21 protein-coding genes, 1 pseudogene and 1 riboswitch are annotated in these 20,921 nt (G+C 25.9%); of the genes and pseudogenes, 6 read left to right on the forward strand and 16 right to left on the reverse strand.

Annotated elements, in window-relative coordinates; translation table 11 throughout:
* Window positions 1-3: 3 nt before the first annotated feature.
* Window positions 4-1,026, reverse strand: a complete 1,023-nt coding sequence (locus CSGHG_RS13350; protein ID WP_010296220.1) for a FecCD family ABC transporter permease — start codon at window positions 1,024-1,026, stop codon at window positions 4-6.
* Entirely contained in the window at window positions 1,016-1,930 is a 915-nt protein-coding gene (locus CSGHG_RS13355; protein ID WP_010296223.1) for an ABC transporter substrate-binding protein, read from the reverse strand. Before CSGHG_RS13355 ends, CSGHG_RS13350 begins: the two co-directional genes overlap by 11 nt.
* Window positions 1,931-2,084: 154 nt before the next feature.
* A riboswitch (cobalamin riboswitch) is annotated at window positions 2,085-2,258 on the reverse strand.
* A 196-nt stretch (window positions 2,259-2,454) separates the two neighbouring features.
* On the opposite strand from CSGHG_RS13355, the gene CSGHG_RS13360 reads away from it, so the two are divergent.
* Window positions 2,455-3,276, forward strand: a complete 822-nt coding sequence (locus tag CSGHG_RS13360) for a phosphotransferase (RefSeq protein WP_010296225.1) — start codon at window positions 2,455-2,457, stop codon at window positions 3,274-3,276.
* A 27-nt stretch (window positions 3,277-3,303) separates the two neighbouring features.
* On the opposite strand, the gene CSGHG_RS13365 is transcribed toward CSGHG_RS13360, so the two are convergent.
* A complete protein-coding gene (locus CSGHG_RS13365; protein WP_010296229.1) occupies window positions 3,304-3,744 on the reverse strand; it encodes a DMT family transporter in 441 nt (146 codons plus the stop codon).
* Between the two features lie 11 nt (window positions 3,745-3,755).
* A complete protein-coding gene (locus CSGHG_RS13370) occupies window positions 3,756-4,178 on the reverse strand; it encodes a DMT family transporter (protein ID WP_010296235.1) in 423 nt (140 codons plus the stop codon).
* Between the two features lie 565 nt (window positions 4,179-4,743).
* On the opposite strand from CSGHG_RS13370, the gene CSGHG_RS13375 reads away from it, so the two are divergent.
* Entirely contained in the window at window positions 4,744-5,433 is a 690-nt protein-coding gene (locus tag CSGHG_RS13375; protein WP_010296239.1) for a cyclic nucleotide-binding domain-containing protein, read from the forward strand.
* Between the two features lie 50 nt (window positions 5,434-5,483).
* On the opposite strand, the gene CSGHG_RS13380 is transcribed toward CSGHG_RS13375, so the two are convergent.
* The 8 genes and pseudogenes from CSGHG_RS13380 to CSGHG_RS20845 all read right to left on the reverse strand — a co-directional run bounded on the left by CSGHG_RS13380 (window position 5,484) and on the right by CSGHG_RS20845 (window position 15,006).
* Window positions 5,484-6,044, reverse strand: a complete 561-nt coding sequence (locus tag CSGHG_RS13380; RefSeq protein ID WP_010296242.1) for a histidine phosphatase family protein — start codon at window positions 6,042-6,044, stop codon at window positions 5,484-5,486.
* Between the two features lie 276 nt (window positions 6,045-6,320).
* Entirely contained in the window at window positions 6,321-6,989 is a 669-nt protein-coding gene (locus tag CSGHG_RS13385; protein ID WP_010296245.1) for a Type 1 glutamine amidotransferase-like domain-containing protein, read from the reverse strand.
* Between the two features lie 82 nt (window positions 6,990-7,071).
* Entirely contained in the window at window positions 7,072-7,602 is a 531-nt protein-coding gene (locus CSGHG_RS20830) for a YdcF family protein (protein WP_328284740.1), read from the reverse strand.
* Window positions 7,603-7,787: 185 nt separating this feature from the next.
* Complete coding sequence (locus CSGHG_RS22045) at window positions 7,788-8,189, reverse strand: GNAT family N-acetyltransferase (protein ID WP_010296252.1); 402 nt, start codon at window positions 8,187-8,189, stop codon at window positions 7,788-7,790.
* A gap of 592 nt (window positions 8,190-8,781) precedes the next feature.
* Complete coding sequence (locus tag CSGHG_RS13415) at window positions 8,782-11,919, reverse strand: GNAT family N-acetyltransferase (RefSeq protein WP_010296255.1); 3,138 nt, start codon at window positions 11,917-11,919, stop codon at window positions 8,782-8,784.
* A 754-nt stretch (window positions 11,920-12,673) separates the two neighbouring features.
* Window positions 12,674-13,305, reverse strand: a pseudogene (locus tag CSGHG_RS24910) (histidine phosphatase family protein).
* A 31-nt stretch (window positions 13,306-13,336) separates the two neighbouring features.
* Window positions 13,337-14,083: an NUDIX hydrolase gene (locus tag CSGHG_RS13425; RefSeq protein WP_010296263.1), complete on the reverse strand. Its 747-nt coding sequence runs from the start codon at window positions 14,081-14,083 to the stop codon at window positions 13,337-13,339.
* 365 nt (window positions 14,084-14,448) lie between these two features.
* Complete coding sequence (locus CSGHG_RS20845) at window positions 14,449-15,006, reverse strand: hypothetical protein (RefSeq protein WP_010296265.1); 558 nt, start codon at window positions 15,004-15,006, stop codon at window positions 14,449-14,451.
* Window positions 15,007-15,351: 345 nt separating this feature from the next.
* Here CSGHG_RS20845 and CSGHG_RS13435 point away from each other — a divergent pair, with 345 nt between their 5' ends.
* On the forward strand, window positions 15,352-15,789 hold the full coding sequence (locus tag CSGHG_RS13435) for a GNAT family N-acetyltransferase (RefSeq protein ID WP_010296267.1): 438 nt from the start codon (window positions 15,352-15,354) through the stop codon (window positions 15,787-15,789).
* An 89-nt stretch (window positions 15,790-15,878) separates the two neighbouring features.
* On the opposite strand, the gene CSGHG_RS13440 is transcribed toward CSGHG_RS13435, so the two are convergent.
* The gene (locus CSGHG_RS13440) at window positions 15,879-16,598 is read right to left on the reverse strand and encodes an SDR family oxidoreductase (RefSeq protein ID WP_010296271.1); all 720 of its coding nucleotides are present in this window, start codon (window positions 16,596-16,598) and stop codon (window positions 15,879-15,881) included.
* Window positions 16,599-16,948: 350 nt separating this feature from the next.
* Between CSGHG_RS13440 and CSGHG_RS13445 the strand changes: the two genes are divergently transcribed.
* The 3 genes from CSGHG_RS13445 to CSGHG_RS13455 all read left to right on the forward strand — a co-directional run bounded on the left by CSGHG_RS13445 (window position 16,949) and on the right by CSGHG_RS13455 (window position 18,395).
* Window positions 16,949-17,296 carry a winged helix-turn-helix transcriptional regulator gene (locus tag CSGHG_RS13445; RefSeq protein ID WP_010296275.1) on the forward strand — a complete coding sequence of 116 codons (348 nt, stop codon included), beginning with the start codon at window positions 16,949-16,951 and terminating at the stop codon, window positions 17,294-17,296.
* Between the two features lie 83 nt (window positions 17,297-17,379).
* Window positions 17,380-17,865 carry a hypothetical protein gene (locus tag CSGHG_RS13450; protein ID WP_010296279.1) on the forward strand — a complete coding sequence of 162 codons (486 nt, stop codon included), beginning with the start codon at window positions 17,380-17,382 and terminating at the stop codon, window positions 17,863-17,865.
* Window positions 17,862-18,395, forward strand: coding sequence for a permease (locus CSGHG_RS13455; protein WP_010296282.1), 534 nt, complete (start codon window positions 17,862-17,864; stop codon window positions 18,393-18,395). The genes CSGHG_RS13450 and CSGHG_RS13455 overlap by 4 nt, the downstream gene beginning before the upstream one ends.
* A 28-nt stretch (window positions 18,396-18,423) precedes the next feature.
* On the opposite strand, the gene msrB is transcribed toward CSGHG_RS13455, so the two are convergent.
* From msrB to CSGHG_RS13470, 3 genes are all read right to left on the reverse strand, one after another.
* Complete coding sequence (msrB, locus tag CSGHG_RS13460; protein ID WP_010296285.1) at window positions 18,424-18,870, reverse strand: peptide-methionine (R)-S-oxide reductase MsrB; 447 nt, start codon at window positions 18,868-18,870, stop codon at window positions 18,424-18,426.
* On the reverse strand, window positions 18,845-19,432 hold the full coding sequence (gene msrA / locus CSGHG_RS13465) for a peptide-methionine (S)-S-oxide reductase MsrA (RefSeq protein ID WP_010296288.1): 588 nt from the start codon (window positions 19,430-19,432) through the stop codon (window positions 18,845-18,847). Before msrA ends, msrB begins: the two co-directional genes overlap by 26 nt.
* 439 nt (window positions 19,433-19,871) lie before the next feature.
* Window positions 19,872-20,894 (reverse strand): ABC transporter ATP-binding protein, encoded by a 1,023-nt coding sequence (locus CSGHG_RS13470; RefSeq protein ID WP_010296291.1) that lies wholly within the window; start codon window positions 20,892-20,894, stop codon window positions 19,872-19,874.
* Window positions 20,895-20,921: the final 27 nt, after the last annotated feature.

Raw genomic sequence — 20,921 nt, forward strand, 5'->3', positions numbered from 1 at the left:
TTATCACCTATTTCTTTTATTAAAGTATAAATATCCAAAAAACGGCGCTCCTATAAGTGCTGTAATTGCACCTACTGGCAATTCTGATGGTGATACTACTGTTCTTGCAATTAAATCTGTAATTACCATTAATGAACCACCAACCACTATACACATTGGAATTACTATTTTGTGATTAGATCCAAATATTTTTCTTACCATATGTGGTGTTATTAAATCAATAAAACCAATTACACCACTTAACGCCACTGCAGTTCCTGTTAATATTGCAGTAGCTACAAATAATAATTTTTTTACTTTTTCAGTTTCAACGCCTACTGATTTTGCCTGTTCTTCTCCAAAACTTAAAATATCCATTTCTCTACAATATCTTAAAACAATTGCCATTCCTATTATAAAAAACGGAATGCCTGCTGTAACATATGACCATCCTTTCATTGCAAAAGAACCCATTTGCCAAAGCGTTATTGTTTTTATATCTTCACTAAAAAATGATGAAATTGTTGTTAAAAGAGCATTTGTAAATAATGAAAATACTATACCTGCTAAAATTATAGTGCTATTTGATAAACCTTTATCTACCTTGCTTGCAAAGGCAATTACTAAAAATACTGTTATTATACCAGATAAAAATCCTATAAACGGTAATGCTAAATTGCCTATAAACGGTATTGAAATATGTAAAACTATGTATATTCCTACACCTAAAGAAGCTCCTGATGAAACCCCCAAAGTATAAGGAGATGCTAATGGATTTTTTAAAACTGATTGAACTACTGCACCACTTACTGCCAATGCTGAACCTACTAAAAATGCTAAAATCACTCTTGGAAGCCTAATAACCCAAATTATTGATACATCTTTAGGCTGTATCCCTGGTTGTAGTGGTATATTAAATAATTTATTTCCAATTATTGAAACAATATCACCTATACCAATATGGGAACTTCCTATAGAAGTTCCCATACAGATTACCAAAAATACTATTGGAACAGCCAATATTAGTAATAATTTTTTATTTTTCATATTTGTCTGGATATATAGCTTTAGCCATTTCTTTTAAAGCTTTTACTATATTTTGGCTTCCACGTGATGATGCGTTTTGATTTATTAAATAAACTTGTTTATTCTTAACTGCATTAACATTTTCCCAACCTGGACGTTTTAAAATTCCCTCTACTGCATTTGGAATATATTCTTCATTTGTTAATATAACATCTGGATTAGCTGAAATTACATTTTCTTCACTAGGTGCAATCCAGCTATTTTCTTTAACAAAAATATTTTCTCCACCTACTATTTGAATCATTTCATTTAAGAATGTATTATTTCCAAAACTATATAATCCTGATGCTGATCCTATTTCAAAATAAACCTTTTTCTTATCTGTAATTGATTCTCCTACTTTTTTTATTTTATCTATTTCACTTTTCATGTCGTCAACAATTTTTTTTCCTTCTTCTTTAGTTCCAGTAAGTTCTGCTAAGAAATTGATATCTTCATATACTCCATCTACGCTATCACTACTTGGTAGATATACAACAGGAATTCCTGATTCTTTTATAACTTTAAATGGATCTTCATTTCCTTCTTTATTATGACCTGAAGCTATTACAATATCTGGTTGCAGTGCTATAATTGCCTCTGCATCAGGGTTTCTAAAATCTATTTTAGTTATATCTTTTTTAATTCCTTCTACATCTGCTGAATATGTATCAACAGCTACAAGTTTATCACCTAAACCTAGTCCCATTAAAATTTCAGTATTTGATGGCGCTGTAGAAATTATTTTTTCTAATTTTTCTGGCGCTGTGAATTCGTTTCCTTCTCTGTCTTTCATAGTTGTAGTTTTGCTTGAACATCCAACTAATAAGATTAAACTCATTATTGTTGATAATAATACCAATAGAATTTTCTTTGATTTATTCATAATTTTTCCTCCAAATTATATATTTATTAATAATTTTATATTTATTATTCAAAATAAAAAAGACACACCCGTAGGTATGCCGTAATACACTAAATTATTTTACTCTTTAAATAAAATAACATAACATGTACCCTAATATTCCACCCACAGAGAACTATAGTACAATTAATAGGCAGGTCTCCCGACTTTGCTTCGTCCTCCATTTTACCTTCCCACAGTTTATACTGCAGTGGCTTATAAAACTTCGTCAGCTTCACGGTTACTGGGTCAGTTGAAGATTCTCACTTCATTCCCTATTAAGAAAAACACCTATAATATAATGATAATTTTTATAATTGTAACAATTATTATTATATTATGAACATATATCTATGTCAATGTCTATTTGTTAAGTATTTTTAAGTATTAGTTACAATTATATAATAAATATTCAATAATTTTACATATAAATTTGATATTCTTCTTATTTTTACAATAGTTATATATGTTATAATATGTTTATTAAATTTTGTGTAGGTGATTTAATGATAAAAAACTCTAAAAATACGGTTAAACTAACTCGACTTGATGGGCTAAACAATTTAAATTATCTGTTAAGCTATGATGATAAAAGCTATTTTTTGAAATGTAATTTTAAAGATAAAAATAAGAACTTTTCTTATGAATATAAACTTTTAACTTTATTAGACCTTAACCACATATGTCCTAAAGTAATCTATAAAGATACTTGTAGCTACACTATAATAAGCGAGTTCATTTCAAATTCACGTATAGATGAATCTACTTGTACAGACCCAAAATTTCTTTTAAGTTTATCTAACAAATTAAAAAATATGCACAACCTAAAATGTGATTATATATATAATCCCTTTAATGAAATAAGAAAAAAGCTATCTATACTAAAAAAACTCAATTTTAAATTTTCTAATGAATTTATATTTATAATTAGGAAACTTGACGCTATTGAAACCATTTTGTGTAATGATATAAATTATGGTTTATGTCATAATGACTTAAACCCGTCAAATATCCTTTATAAAAATGATGAAGTATTTTTAATAGATTTTGAATTTAGTGGTATGTGGGATATTTTTTATGACATTGCAACATTTTGTTGGCTACTAGACGATAATTCTAGAAAAATATTTTTAATGTCTTATTTTAATAATTTTTCACAGGAATTACATCTTAAATTTAAAAGATATCTTTTTGTAGTTAAACTATGGAATATATGTTGGAGTTATGTAAAATCGTTCTCTTCAACATCTGATTATGATTATAAAAAAGGTGGCGATCTTGTTCTTATAGATCTATATAATGACTTAAAAGACGATAAGTATTTGTAAATACTTATCGTCTTTTATATACGTTTTTTAATTATCACTGCATATCTTATTATCTACCTTGGAGTTGTATAAAATTCCTATTGTAACTACCATGGCACCTAATATTTTATTAATTTCTATTTCTTTATTTATTAAAAAATCAATTATAATACCAGCTACTATCTGACCTATAAATAGTAATAGCATGCTATAAACCACAGGTATTTTGGGTATTATTATGTTAGAAGTATATACTATAATAACGCCTATAATACCACCACAAAATACAAATATAGGTATATTTTTAAATTCCACCATAGATAATTCAACATTACTTCCTAAAATTAGAAGTACTACCATAGAACATAATAGTCCTACAATATAATTTATTAAAGTACTTTGTAATACTCCTATTCTTTTTCCTAGCGATGAATTAATTACCATAGATAAGGTTGTTAAAACTCCACCTATTATTGCAAGTATATACAAATTTTCTCCTCCTATCCTATTGTCATTACTATTAACCCTACTATTATAATAGTAAATCCCATTAATTTTTTAATATTAAACTTATACTTTTTCATTCCAAACAAGCCATAATGGTCTATAAATGAAGAAAATATTAACTGTCCAAATACAGCCAGCGATGTAGTTAATGTAACACCTATTCCCCCTATTGTTATAATATTACTTAAAGTTAAACCTACTCCTACAGCACCACCTAAAAATAAATATTTGGGAACATCTCTTTTAATGCTTACACTTTCTCTTTTTATTATCATAATTAGAATTATTGCTATTAGTCCAACTAAATGAATTATTATAAGAGAATACATTGATCCAACTTTACCTTCTAATTGACTATTAAACGTAATCATAACAGAAATTAAACTTCCTATAAAAAGTGCTAAAATATTATACATTGTTAATCACCCCAATACTATATAGAGACAAGCTCCAATTTAAATTTATTCATCAAATTTTTGTTATCAGTTGAGAAAAATAAGTACAAATATAGTTAGTTAAGAACCTAGAAGTTTAAATCTTCTCACATTAAACTCATATAAAGTTTAAAGATAATAGAAGCATAATTAAGTATTTCAATTTAAAAGAGATAATTAATAATTAAGAGTTCAGGAGGAAAGTAATACCACTTTCTTTTAATCTAATAATATAATTTGCTTTGCAAATTTATAAAAATATACGTTGAGAATTACTAGGATCAAAGTGAATAGTAATAGCCACAACTGTTAACTATTCACTCTTAACTTTTAACTAAAATAATCTGTAAACTATTAGTATAATATTAATCTTAAATTTTCTCATTTGATAAGTTCATAAATTTAAAAGTCAGTTTGAAACCCTATAACTTAATCAAATTAGATATATAATATCAAAATAATAATCTATTATATAGGACAAATGTCCTATATAATAGATTTAAATAGAATTTTTTTAATTTTTGAATTATATAAAGGGGTGTTTTAGTTGAAAAAATCTAAAAACAGAAAATTAATAAATGCTTATTTAGAAAAATACTCATTAAATAAATACCTAAGTGAAAGTTTATCTTTATGTTGCGAACTTCATACATTTGATAAAAATGAAATGATTTGCACTCTAAATGAAGATATGAAATATATATATTTTTTAGTTAAAGGTAAAGCAAAAGTTTATACTCTTCTCTCCACAGGCAAGTCATTACTTATATGCTTTATAACCCCTCTTTCGGTAATGGGGGATATTGAATTTTTGGATAATTCAGCTGCTGATTGTTCTGTAAAAACAATTGAATCATGTCACCTTATAGCAATTCCTATTGATAAAGTTAAAAAACTTGCATATGATGATTCTGTTTTTTTAAGATTTATAATATCCTCTTTAGAAAAAAAGCTGAGAAACAATTCTATTTTTAGCTCAATAAATATGTTATATCCATTAGAAAATAGATTTGTAAGTTATCTTTTATCTTTACCTATTAACAGTAACAATACTGTTGAAATAGATGAATTAACCCATATATCCGAGCTTCTAGGTTCTAGCTATAGGCATTTAAATAGAGTTATTAAAAATCTTTGTGAAAAAAACTTAATAATAAAAGATTCTAATTTAATAACAATTTTAAATATGGATGAACTAAAAAAGTTAGCAAGAGACATATATAAAAATGAAAAATAATAAAAGCTATAAACTATTAAAAATAAATAGTTTATAGCTTCTTTACTACGTTAATTATTTACATATTCAAACTTAACAAAATTTTCACCTTCAAACTCTAACATAACAACCCACGGCATTATATTTTTTATTCTTTCAAAATGTTCATATTTAAAAGTTACATCATAATAGTTTATAATAGTGCTTAATGCTGTACCATGAGTTCCTATAATTATGTTATTACTATTATTTTCTCTTAATATATTCTTTAAAGCATTTATATTTCTTTGTTGTACTTCTAATAAACACTCACCATCTTCAATTTTATAATTAAAATCCTTCCACTGATTTTTTGCAAAGCTATCAAAATCATCTAGCCATTTATTACAAATTCTTCTTTCTCTAAAATCTTCTACAATATTAATCTCTAAATTTAACATTTGTGCCACAGGTAAAACTGTATCTATAGCTCTTTTATACGGACTTGAATATACTTTATTTATATCTTTATTCTTAAAAAGCTCACATAAACTTTCACTATCTTTAAGACCTTCATCGGTCAATGGTCTAGTCAGATCATCCAAAATTTTAAAATCTGGTTTTGCGTGTCTTACAAAATATATTTTAGTCATAATGATTTCCCCCTCTATATTGCTTTTTAAAACTACTATTATAATTATATTACCATAACCTCTTCATCCCCGATTACCTCTCTTGTTTCTTTAAAACCTATATTTTTATAAAATTTTTTGTAACAATATTTTTAGGTACATCACTTGTAAAAACTTAATTTTTCCTAACTTACACCTTAAATTCTCCAACAACTTCATGATAACAATTCTTCTATATCCTTTTTTATACTTTTTATCAATCATAAGTCTATTTAATTTCCATCTATTTGTGTCAGGTTAATCTCTATTAAATTTAGTTACATCCCCAATTAATCTAATTTTATCACTATCTAAAATTATACCTCCAGTATCTTTAATAGCATAAACTGTAGTTGTCTTTTCTTCTAATGCTTTTTTTATACAGTTATTTTCCATATCAGTTTCTGCATAATGAACCTCAATATAGAAATTTTCCTTTATTAAACCTAACCCTTTTAAATATATAAATTCAGGATAGTCTTTATCTGGGGATATATAATAATTATTTAATTGCATCAAAGCACCTGCACTTACACCTATAACTATTTTGCTTTCATTTATACTACTGAGTATATCTTTCTCTAAAACGTGCTCAACTGCCATATCTGGAAGTCCACCTGTTAAAAACACCACATCACTACTCTTTATTACTCTTTTCATATTATCTTTAGTATCTTCAAAATAATTGATAAAAGTAATATTTTCTTCACTAATACCTAAATCTATAAAAGGCTCAACTATTTGCTTATAATACTTACCTTTTTCCTTATTATACGCTTTTTCCCAATCTACAGAATTACATATAGCCTCATTACTAAAAGCAAAAGGAATAACTACAACTTTATTATAAGAATGTATATATTCTTCTATGGTCTCTCTAGCCCATTTTTCATGAAAATTATATTGACTTAATAATATATTCACCATAGTTCTTATTCTCCTTTTTACAATATCTTTTCATAGCTTATCTATTAATTTTAATTCAATTATTAATAGAATTTCATCAAATTTATTCAGCAAATTCCTTGATATACTCCTTAAATTGTGAGCCACATCTTGTTAACTCACCCATAACTCTCTCTATTCCTTTATCTGTTTTAAACCAATTACTCTTATTTATTCCCTGTACCTCACATGGACAAATTATCAATTCTGAATTTGGATATGCCCACTTATAATACATAAGACAACGCCTTGCATGAAAATTTTTACAACAGATTATTGCTCTTCTTATATTCAACCCTAACTTATCTGTAACCATACGAGATTTAAACGCGTTTTCATATGTATTTTCAGCATTATTTTCTTTTAAGATTGCGTTTTTATCAACACCATTTTTAATTAAAACATCATAAAAGAAATCCCATTCTGTGTTATATGCATTATTATATTCATCTGTTTTTGATGATGGATTTGGAAAATATCCATACTTAGGGCTATACTTTCCAGAAGGTAAAATGCGTGGGGCATAATTATTTTTCCAAAGTTCTGCTGCTTTTTCCCCTAATTCAGCATAGGACCCTCCAGGTATAAAAATAATATCTGCTTTTTAAGGTTATTTTCAAAAAATATAAAATTTGTAATATCATTTATAGATTTCATTCTTACCCCCATAAATTACTTAATAAATTTATTTTTAATTTAATATATATTAGATTTTGGGGCCTTATTATTTTTATAGTAAAATTTTGCTTGTCCCATATTTTTCTCCACTTCCCTTAATAATTAAAGCTCTTTTTCCATAGCTAAAAACTCCATTTCACCCTTAACAGTTTTTCCAATGAACTCATTAGTTACTTTAAAATCTAAACTTTTATAAAGCCTAATTGCCCTTTCATTAAACTTAAGCACTGATAGCCCTATAGTTTTTAAATTATATCTTTCTTTTATACAATTTAAAATTGAAGTTAAAAATTCTTTTCCTAGACCTTTGCTTGTTAAACTAGGTCTTAACTGTACTGAAAAAGTTACCTTATCACTTAAATAAATTGCACAATTCCCTACAAGTTCATTTTTATCACTATAAACAGAAATAACATTATTATCATTTGGAAAATTTTTGACATAATCAATTTTCCCCTGTGAAAAATCATTATCAAAAATGAATATATTCCACCATATTTCCATGTTAAAAAATCTTCTACATCTTCATTAGTTACCCTTCTTAATTTATAGTTCATATCTAATCCCCTCTTATTTAGCATTACCTTTATTTATATACTGCTACCATATTTCTTATTTTGATTCCTTTTTATATTATAATTCTATATAGTTGTTATTTTTGTAAAAACTTGTAGCACGTATTGTAACTTATATATATACATTATTCATATTATTTACATCCTATTAATTTAATAGTTCCTTTTCTATTATTTTTTATATTCTACTGTAAAAATAAAATATAATTTTCATTTTCTTATAATCTTAAACTTTAAATATTTTGCATTTATATTATAATTTCACCAAAATCTTTCTAAATTTAGAGTAGAAAAGCCCCTTAAACTTATATTCAAGAGACTTTTATTCTTATTCTTTTATTTCATTAAATATTATTCTTCATACCTAAAATATTTTTAAATCCATTTGCTAATTTCATGTTAAAATATGCATAATTAATTCTTATATCTTCATACAATTTTCCTCTTGTTAATATTTATTCGATCAGTAATTAAACTTTATTTTTATAATTTTAATTCACACATTTTCATTTTTAATTCTCCTATTTAAATTGAATATTTTTTAAATTATTAAGCATTTCATCATCTATACTTTTATTTGTAAAAATATAGAACATTGGATTCATAAATATATTATCATGATTCGCAATATCTAAATTTTTTGTAACCAAATACACATTATCATCTACACTTATAGTAGACCTTTCCATAGTATCCTCTTTACTTGCATATATTTGAATTTTATCTTCTATATCATAATTTCCATAAAGCAATGATGAGCTTGGAAAAATATCACAAAATTCAACTCCAGCTCTATAAGTTATTATTTCATTGCTAGAATCTTTGAATGTGATAAAGTTCTTCATCATATCATTTCCAATATTAAAGAAATTTCTATGACCCAAAAGCATATTTTTCATAAACTCTCCTGTACTATTAATAATTTCAGAAGTATGACATAATACAGGAACTCCTGGCAGCATCAAATAATATTCATTAATTTTCAAGCCTTTATATTGCTCATTTTCAGTTATATTCAAGGATGTTTTTATGCCATGCCATTGATTTCCACATGTATCTGTCATTTTAACAAAGTTTGTTATAACTTTTTCATTTAATAAACTTGTAGATTGAACGTACCAATTTCTAGGTACAGTCTGCATTCCACCAAACCATGGATTATACCATGTTCGCATTTCTGAATTTGGAAACTTACTATGGAGATATTCCTCATTTTTATAGGTTAATGAATATATTCCACTTGTAAAATCTGGAGAGGACTTAATGGTCATCACCCCATTATTTATTGAATAAATGTTAAATCCTTTATATTTTTTCATATGCATTTTAAAGTCTACATCTTTAATTTTAAATAAGGCAGAATTTTTTTCAAAAAGTAATAAACCTAAATCTGCTTTAACAGAAATAATATCAGAATCATACTCATCTGCTATTGATGTAAAAACTTTCATGGCCAATGTCATATTTTCAAAGTTTTTTTCTATACAACATACTAATCCCTTTTTTGAGTCAACTTTTATTTTGCCTTTAATGGGAATTTCGTTATATTTTCTTAGTTCTATTGAAGCACCATCTTTAATAAACGGATTTCCTTTATTTATAGATACTTCGCAATCATTAGTTGTGCATAATTTAAGAGTTTTGTTATCTTTTAAATTATCACCTTCAGCGTTGCATATTAACCCCCTCTGAAATGTCTTCAAAGCAAAACTTCTCAAATCTTGCCAAGTTTCGAAAGTTGTTAATGCTACATAAATTGATTTAGTAGTTTTTTTACTTTTTCCATTAACTATGCCAACATTCTCTTCAAGGTACATGTAAGGCCACTCTCCAAAATGGAGAAGTTTGTCTTTATCCCACCAAAGGCTACGTGTATTATTGTCATCTCCTGAAAAGATCCAATTTTCACTTAGCAATTCACTTTTAAATGGAGTTGTATCCTCTAAAGCCATATCTGATAACTTAATAAACTTGTTATTATAAGGTATTACTCCTCTACTTAGTTCACCATGATATATTTGTTGCTTTATTAATATTTCCTCATCTGTTTTGTTATCACTTAAATTGTATACTTCAAAATAACTCTGAGCAATGCCAGTTATGTGAAGTTTTACTATTAAAGTTACCTTCATTTCACTATAATTGTTTAAAAAATAATCTCCTTTGAGAATCATATGCTCATTTTCTTCATACCAACAAATATTTTCTATTTTCTTACTTAGAAGTTCATTATGATTAGACATTTCAAATTCAGGAGTAAATAAAACTGTTTCTCTAAATTGATTCTTAAATTTTCTAAAGCATATACAGTTGTCATCTTTAGCTAAAACAACTGAATATGCACCATTTACAATAATATAATCAGTATTCGTCTCTCCTCCAAATTTTCCTCCTCTTCCTTTAAAAAACTCTATTACATTAGCTTTAAATTCAATTTTTTCTCCACTTTTCAAAATAGCAGTAACATTAATCCACTCTGAATAAACTGTTGGTTTCTTGAGATAGTAAGGTACTTCTACTGAATTTTTTTCATTATCATTAAGTTTAACTTTAAAATCTCTATTCTTAAATTCTATATTATCATTTTTATTAAGCTTAAATTCAAAAGTAGCTTCTTCACATAAGTTATTTTTAATGTTTATATAAAATTTTGAATATTGTCCAGAAACTCTCTCGCTACTTTCTGATAAAATATTTATTTTTGCTGGTAGCCTTGTCAATATTCCGACCTTAAACAAAGCTATTTTATTATTTATGAAAATTTGTGATACAACTGCTGGATATATTTTTTCATCATCAATTTCCTTATCTGAAGACTTAATATAAAACTCACCCTCCACTATATCTTTTTCATGAACATCTACTTCCTTGTTTAATTGAAATTTTATATTCTTATCATCTTCACCTTTTATTTTTATTTTTATTGCTTTTCCTGTCTTATTAATTATTTCATAGAACACTTTGTATTTCTTTCCAAACATAAAAGTTTCATCATTAATTATTACAGATACTAAATAATCATCTGTCTCAATAAGTCGTAATCCTCTACTCCGACTTTCAAATTGTAGCCTTAGTTTTTTATTATTTATTTCCCAATTATATTCATAAAATTCATGACCATTCTCTTCAATTCCACTAGGCTCCATGTCCATATTTTGCTTTAAACCACTATACCAATCCTCATTTTCGAAGTATCCTTTAAGAGCTTCTATTTTTAAAATATATGGTATAAAGCTTATGCAATGAGAACATTTGTTCTTTTCCAAGAAAAATCCGCAACGCTTATAAAATGGTATAGATTTCTTATTTGAAGACCATGTATGAAGATCTATCATTGGATAATCGAGTTCTAAAGCTCTATTAACTACAGCTTTAATAATTTCTTTTCCAATTCCATTACCATGACAGTCATATCTTGTATTTAATAACTTTATCCTAAGTGCTTCTTTTTGAGATAATAAAGCACAGTATCCTAAAACCTCTTCATTATTAACAGCAAGAAAAGTATTTAAGTTTGAATTAGCTTTATGAGATTCTAAAATACTTTCCTCAGTTACATTTGCATAACTTCCATTCCATCCTTCAGTACTCATTGTCCACATCTTTGCAATAGCCTTTGCGTAGGCTGGAGTATATTCTACAATTTTCAAGCAATCCATAATCTTTCCCCCTTATGTCATATAGTTATAAAAATATATCCATTTAACTTTTTATAAATTACTTATTGCAATAAAATTTTTTATCTTTAAAGTTACCTACATTACCATATAAATCAATCATCATTTTTAAATATAATTTTGCAATTACTAATCATATTTATTTTCTTTAATCATCTTGAAAATTTATAAATATTTTCATCTGCTATATAGATTAATGAATTATCTTTAAAACCAATCCATATCCATATAATTACATATAAAATTCAGCGTTTAAATTACTATCATGTATAATTTCTTGCTCCTCCCTATATAATTCATTGACTAAATGATGTATTCTAAACTTATTTATAAAGATTTATTCTATTAATTTAATTATACTTAACCTTAAATATTTTATATATTACCAAAACATTTCGGTATTAAAGTTGAGCAAAACCTTCTAATTTAAACATTCTGTCTGCTTAGGCATAGTCAAATAAATAATAAGCCAGTATTCTCACCTATTTCCCACGAATATTTCGTGGGTAAAATCCAGCCATAGTCCCACTATTACTAGATTTAACCTCCTTGTCTCGTGACAAATATACTTTGAATCTTTGACTTATTATTTCTTTTCATATGCCTTATAAAAATTTATTCTTGGTAAGTATTTTCACAATAATATCCTCTTATTTCAAATCCATTTTTTATATAAAACCTTTGAGCTTTTTTATTTTAAAAGTATACATGTAAATGAATTTCATTAATTTTTTATTCAAAAATCTACTCTTAAAAAATCATTATAATTTTCTATCTCAAATTCCAACTTTCCTTCACAATTTAATTTGTAGATTGCAACATCTGAGGTTTTAAATAGTTTATTTTTATTAGTCCATTCAATATCTTTTACAACGTGGCATATTATATTTATTACACCACCGTGAGTTACAATTAAAATATTTTCGTTAGAATGTTTATATTTACATATCACATCATCAAACCATCTTTTTACTCTCTTATAAAAATCATCTGGACTTTCACCATTAGGATATTTCTCATCCATTCTTAAAGTATTAAAAAACAATCCAGGATATTTCACTAATGCTTCTTTATTCAACATTCCTGCTAAATTCCCATTATTCATCTCTCTTAACTCTTTATCAAATTCAACTCTTACATCTATTTTTTTACTACTTCATTTGCTGTAGATAAAGCTCTTGGTAAATCACTTGAAATAACTTTTGTTATTTTAAACTCTTTTTGCTTGAAATAAAGAAATTCGGCAAGTTTTTTAGCTTGTTCTTTGCCTTCCGATATCAAATCTAACTTACTCCATCCACCTCTATATCTCTCATCATCTTTAGCATGTCTAACTAAATAAATATTAATTTTAAACCACCTCTGCAATAGTTTTAATACTTTTTCAATTTATTAACAATCAATATAATTCTACTTCTGTCATAAGTAATTCTTCTAAATAATCTGCCCTTGGTCTCTTATCTTTGTTGAAGAAATCCTTTACAGAACTTGAATCTGATTTAATAAAGACTAATGATTTAAATTCTGGAACTACATTGTTCATTTTCAATTTTTTTATATACTTTTTGTATAATTTAATGTACTCCTTCTCACTAATTTTTAATTCAACTTTAAATACTAATCCTATAAAATTATGTTCTCCTCCGCTTTGTATATACTTAGGCTGAGCTTTACATACTATATCAGTATCATATAGATTAATTCCTAATTCTTCATATAATTCCCTTTGTATATTATTATAAATATCAATTTTGCCTTCAATTAAATCCTCATCATCAAATCCTCCTCCACAGCACTGTAATCTATTAGGCAATGCTGTATTACAAGCCATTTCTCCTATAATAAAACTTGAATCTATAGTTTCAACTAATATAGATACATAAATGACCCTACACCCGTACTCTTCTATATTGTTATGAATTGTGTACAAATAATGAGCATAATCCGTAGATTGTATGTATACCTTTAAGGCTTTTCCTATACTTTCTATATTACTTATAGTAAATACAGTTCCCCTAGTAAAACTTTTTCCAGATTTTAATAATTCTTCCCAATGTGCCTCCACTTTTTCTCTTACATGATCTGGCATTATATATTCCTTATCATATATAATTTCAACATTTCCATCTATTTTTCTTATAACCATTTATTTCACTATATTCCCCTTCTAATTTATTAAGTATTGATTATCTATTTTTCACATTTATTTATCATATGTTTTATTCCATCTAGTATTTCTACAATTTTATTTTTTCTTTAATCTCTTTATCTATATATTATATTTCTATTTCATTGCTATTTTTGTAGAAATATGTAGCATATATTGTAACTTATATATACGCATTATTTACATTGTTCATAAGAAATTAACTTATCTATTTCTTTTATTTTTTATATTAAATTTTATTTATATCTTAAATAAAAATAGAGACATCACCACAAATTTCAAAACTTTCATGGCAATATCTCTATTATTATATAGATATCTATTTACATTTTACATAAGCCTCTCTAAAACATATTCCTTAAATTTTCAAAGTTACCACTTTCTACTGATGTACCTTTATCTATTTTATCATTTACATAATCATATTCTGCAAAACCATAATTAAATTTAGGACTAGATACTCTAACTTTAGTATCATTGATTGTGTATACAGCTTTATTTTCTAAAACTTTAGTTAAAAATTCTAATAACTCTTCACAAGATTTAACTTTTCCTTTTAAAATCATTTTCAAACTATAATAAAATAAATTATAAGAACCACTTAATTCAGTCATTTGTCCATTTCTCATATAAAATGCTTTTCCTGTGTTATAAAAGTATTTCATAGATTCAAAACTTAAAGCCTTATATTCATTATTAATTTCCACTTTTTCATCATATAAGTCTTTTAGTCCATCTAATATGCTTTCCCAACTTCTTGTATTTAATGATTTATTATCATTTATGACTTTATTAAATTTATCAACTGACTTTTCAAAATCCTTTTCTTTATTTACTATAGTACCATTTACTAAAATTGTATATTCACCATTTTCATATACTAAACTTATTTTCTTTTCCATAATAACACGCTCCAAATAATTAATAATAATTATTATATCATATTGATTATTATTTTTCATCACTAAATTCTTGCCATCATTCTATATATAAATTTACTATTATATACATTTATATACATTTTAAAATAACCTAAAGTTCTAAAATACTTATTATAATTTTAAAATTATTCAATAAAAAACTTTTAAACTTATAAAGATTTTACAACTAAAATTTCAAACTTAAATTGAAAAATTAGCTTTAAATTCTATACCTTTTAATTTGAATTCATGTAACTGTATAGAAATCATGTTATAATTAGTATATAAATTAATAATAATTTTTTTAAACATAAAAGGGGAAAAATAATGTATTTTAAAGAGATGAATATTTCAAACATAGAACTCATTGTAGATATGTATGTTACTACTTTCAATTCTCCACCTTGGAATGATGAGTGGACAGTTAAAACTGCTTCAAAACGACTATGTCAAATGATGAATTGTGACGGTGCATATGGTCTTATTGCATATGAAGATGAGTTAATTTGTGGTATGATTTTAGGAAATGAAGAACAATTTTATAACGGAATTATGTTCAATATTAAAGAATTTTGTGTTAGAAATGATATTCGTAATAAGGGTTTTGGGAAGATGATTTTGGAAGAATTTGAAAAACGTTTGAAAAATAAAGGGATAACAGAGATTGTATTATTTACCTCAAAAGATGATAGTAATGAAAAGTTTTATAAAAAAAGAGGATTTCATACATTTGACAAAATTGTTATGATGGGTAAAGAATTATAGAATCATATGTATTATAAAAAATAATTTAGAGGGCATTTAAAATCACCCTCTAAATTTATCTATATTTGAAATTTAGCTTGTAAAATTATTTAATCTTCTTGTTTTGTCTTAGCAATAACAATTTCTCTTATACAAACATCTTGTGGTTGATTATATGCAAAATCTATGCAATTTACTACTTGCCTTGCTTCTAAACCACTTTCTATAGTTTCTTTCCACTGATTATAATCATGTTTTATATTCTCATCAGTTGTATGTGATAAAAGTGACGTTTCAACAACTCCTGGCGCTATTGTTATAACCCTTACATTGCTACTTGCAACCTCTTTTCTTATATTTTCTGAAATTGCATGAACTGCAAACTTTGTTCCACAATACACTGCATGATTATCAAAAGTTTTTCGACCTGCTATTGAACTTATATTAATAACAGTACCTTCATTTCTTTCAACCATATCTTTTAATACTATACTTGTGCCTGTTAATATTCCTTTTATATTTACATCTATCATATTATCCCATTCAGTATAATCTTGTTTTTCTGGATGACCTAATAACATAATTCCAGCACAGTTTACTAAACAATCAACTTTGCCGTATTTACTTTCAGCTTCTTTTATTGCCTTTTCCATTTCTCCCCTATTTGTAACATCAACAGATTTACATATAGAGTTTTTTAGATTTAACCCCTCCATAATCTCTAGTCTTCTTGATATTAATAAGACTGGATGACCGTTTTTAGAAAACATTTTTGCTGTTTCCATTCCAATACCTGAACTTGCACCTGTTACTACAATTAATTTCTTCATATTTTACCTCCATAGATTAAAATTATAATTTTTTATTGTTTATATAGTTTGTATAAAACTATAGTTTTAAATTCTAATTGCCTTAAAGCATCAATCATTATTTTGGATATCCACCTTTTGGAATGAATAATCTTAAAAATCCACTTGAAATCATATAGTTGCAAATTAATTATACCTATGTTAATTTAATCTTTAAAGTACGCACTTAATTGTTATATAGTAACCTAAAGGTTACTATATAACAATTAAGTTATTCATTTATCAAGTGAGAAAACTTAAATAAACTGTCAACTATTAATATAATATTAATCTTAAAACTTATATAAATAAATTTTTTAACGGAGGCTTATATGAATAAAATTAAAGTTGTTTGTGAAATGGAGATAACCTTAAATGTAATTGGTGGTAAATGGAAACCATTAATATTACATTTGTTAATATATGAAGGTACAAAAAGATTTGGAGAAATTAAAAACTTCATAGGAAATATTTCACATAAAACATTAACAAACCAATTAAGAGAATTAGAAGCGGATGGACTTATCACAAGAACTGTTTATCCAACAGTTCCACCTAAAGTTGAATATAGCATTACAGAAAAGGGAAATAGCCTATCTAACATTTTAGAAGAAATGTGTAAATGGGGTGAAGAAAATCTTACTGAAAAATATGAACTTATTAATCCATTATGTGAATAATTTCAAGATTTTATATAAGAAATAACATAACATTATAAATAATTTATCATATTATATAATGATAGTATTTATGAGGTTTTATTATGACCGGATTTATTTTATATTTTTTAGCTACTATTCTTCTTTGTTTTTCTTTTTTTAAAAGTAAAGAAAAGACTAAAATAGCACTTAAGTCTTCTATCAAATCCTTTGAAGCTATTATGCCTCAATTTCTAGGTATAATTATAACCATAGGATTAATTCTTGCTATCTTAAATCCGGAAAGTATTTCTAAGTTAATAGGTGAAAATTCCGGATTTTTAGGAGTCTTAATTTCATCAATGATTGGTTCTATTACAATGATGCCAACCTTTGTTGCTTTTTCAACGGGGAACACATTACTTAAAAATGGTGCTGGTTATAGTCAAGTGGCTGCATTAGTTTCTACTTTAACTTTAGTTGGAATTATGACTTTTTCTTTGGAAGCCAAGTATATCGGTAAAAAAGCCGCTTTTCTTAGAAACTTTATAGCTTTCCTATTTTCTTTTTTAGTAGCTTTTTTGTTTGGAAAGGTTATGATGATTTTATGAATAATTTGTATAAAATTTTAAAACGTTATTCTTTCTTTTTAACCGCTTTGCTTCTATTGATAATAATATTTTTTATTAATCCATATGTAGCATTTAATACTTTTGAAAGTGCTAAATCAAACTTTCTACAAATGCTAATGGTGTTGCCACCTATTATGATTTTGCTTGGCCTTATGGATGTTTGGGTTCCACGTAAAACTCTTATGAAATATATGGGTGATAACTCCGGTGCATTAGGAGTTTTTTTTGCCATGCTTATTGGTTCATTAGCAGCAGGACCAATGTATGCTGCCTTTCCCTTTACAGCTGTTTTAATAAAAAAAGGGGTAAAATTTTCAAATATTATAATCTTTATGAATGCTTGGTGTGTAACAAAAATCTCAACATTACTCTTTGAAATATCCTCTTTAGGATATGAGTTCACATTAATTAGATTAATTATAGACATACCTGGTGTAATCCTAATGGGTTATATAGTTAATTATTTTATGGATGATTATTCCCTAAAAAAACTTTATAATGAAAAATAAAAATCCACAAAAATTTTGTGGATTTTTATTAAACATATTTTTTATATCTACTATAACCTAACTCATCTATTTTATCTCTTGGTATAAACTCCAGTGCAGCTGAATTTATACAATATCTAAGCCCACCAAGTTCCTTAGGTCCATCATCAAACACATGTCCTAAATGAGCATTACTTGACGCACTTCTTACTTCAATTCTCATCATTCCATGACTTAAGTCTTCTTTTTCCTTTACATACCCTCCATTTATAGGTTTTGAAAATGCTGGCCATCCACAGGAACATTTAAATTTATCTTTAGATGAAAATAATGGCTTTTTAGATATTATATCTACATATATTCCATCTTCAAAATGATTATCATATTCATTATCAAAAGGAGGTTCTGTTCCATTTTCCTGTGTTACTATATATTGAAGTCTATTTAAAGAGTTTTTTAATTTTTCTTTTTCATTTTTTTGATGTTCTCCACACACTTTCTAAAAAATGTTCCCTTCCTGATCCTTTATAATATGCCTTATATCTTAATGGATTTTTTATGTAATACCCTTGATGATAATCCTCAGCTTTATAAAAAACTTTTGCCGGTTTTATTGCAGTAGCTATAGGTTTATCAAATCTATTGCTTTTTTCGAGATTTTCCTTATATTTAATAGCTATATCTTTTTGCACTTCATCACTGTAAAATATTACAGTTTTATAGCTTTCTCCTTTATCAAAAAATTGTCCTTCATTATCTGTAGGGTCTATAGATTTAAAAAATGTATCAACTAGTTCTTCATAAGTTATTATATCTTCATCATATGTAATTTCCACTGCTTCATAATGTCCTGTGCCACCATTACAAACTTGTTCATAACTAGGATTTTTTACCTCTCCACCAGTATACCCTACAATCACATCTAATACTCCATCATATTTAAAGAACGGTTTAACCATACACCAAAAACATCCGCCAGCAAAAATAGCCTTTTTTATATTTTTCATACTATCACCTTTATTTTTTATTTTTTTATGAATGAAAATTATATTTTTCATTTATAACTTATCTTTCTATAATATTCCCTTTTCTTATAAATTTATTTCTATATAGATTTATGTTTACTTTTGAATCAGTATAGAATAATTCTAAACGTACTTTTTTAGGATCAGCTTTGATTTATTCAGGTTTTATTGACATCCTTTCGATTTTACTGAAAAAATAACTTGCAGAAAATAAATTTCGCAACTTCTGTCCTTCTTGTTACGCCTATAAACTTTGGATATAACTTCAGTTAACTTTATATCCCAAATTCAAAGTTTAATTCTTGAATTTTAACTAACTATACTTCTACTTATTTTTTCTTAACTGATAACAATAATCTTATTACTTTTACCATTAAATTCAGAATCATAATTTTAAGGATTAAAATAAAAGGATTATTTAAACATAAAATATAAATTCTATGTTTGAATAATCCTTTATTCTATAATGTTTTTATTTAAAATAAACTATATTATCTAAACTTATTTTCACTTTTACTTTTTCCATTTTATTATATGAGTGTTCTTTAGAAAAAGTCTTAATTATAGTTTCTTTTACTTTTATATCATAATATGTAAATTCACCAACGTATTTCTTTCTATATATTATTCCCTCTATACCTTCTGTTTTATCACTTTTATGTATTTGTATATTCTCTTTTGGTATCATAACTTCAACATAATCTAAATTTTCTATGTAATTGGTTTTGAAATTTAAAATTTCGCTTTTAAAAAACCATTTTTTTATATTTCCACCTATATAATTTCTTTCTCCAAATATATTAGCAACTTCTTTAGTTTTAGGATTTTTATATAAATTAATAGGAGTATCAAATTGCATTATAGTACCATTTAACATAACAGCTATTTTATCACTCATCATTAATGCCTCTTCTTTATCATGAGTTACTAGTATAGTCGTTATATTTAAATCTTTTTGCAAAGTTAATACAAATTCTCTCATTTCATTTCTTAAATTTATATCTAAGCTTGAAAATGGTTCATCTAAAAGTAAAACTTTAGGATTAACTGCTAAAGTTCTTGCTATAGCTACTCTTTGCTTTTGTCCTCCTGATAATTGTGATGGATATTTATTTTCATATCCTTTTAATTTTACCAAATCCAAAAGCCTATTCACTTTTGCCTTTCTTTCTGATTTTTTTACTTTTCTCATTTTAAGACCAAACTCTACATTTTCATAAGCCGTCATATGTGGAAAAAGTGAATAATCTTGAAATACTATAACAGCATCCCTTTTGTCTGCTTTTTTTTCAATTACTGATTCATTATTAAAAATTACATCTCCATCATCTGGTTTTAAAAGGCCTGCTATTACCTTTAAAGTAGTACTTTTACCACAACCTGAAGGACCTAAAAGTGTTATCATCTCTCCATGATTTATATGTAAATTTATATTGTTTAAGACATCTACATTTTGAAATTTTTTATATATATTAATTAGCTCAACACTGGACATTTAAATTATCTACTCCCTATTTATATT

The organism is Clostridium senegalense JC122, assembly GCF_000285575.1.
Taxonomy (GTDB): domain Bacteria; phylum Bacillota; class Clostridia; order Clostridiales; family Clostridiaceae; genus Clostridium_J; species Clostridium_J senegalense.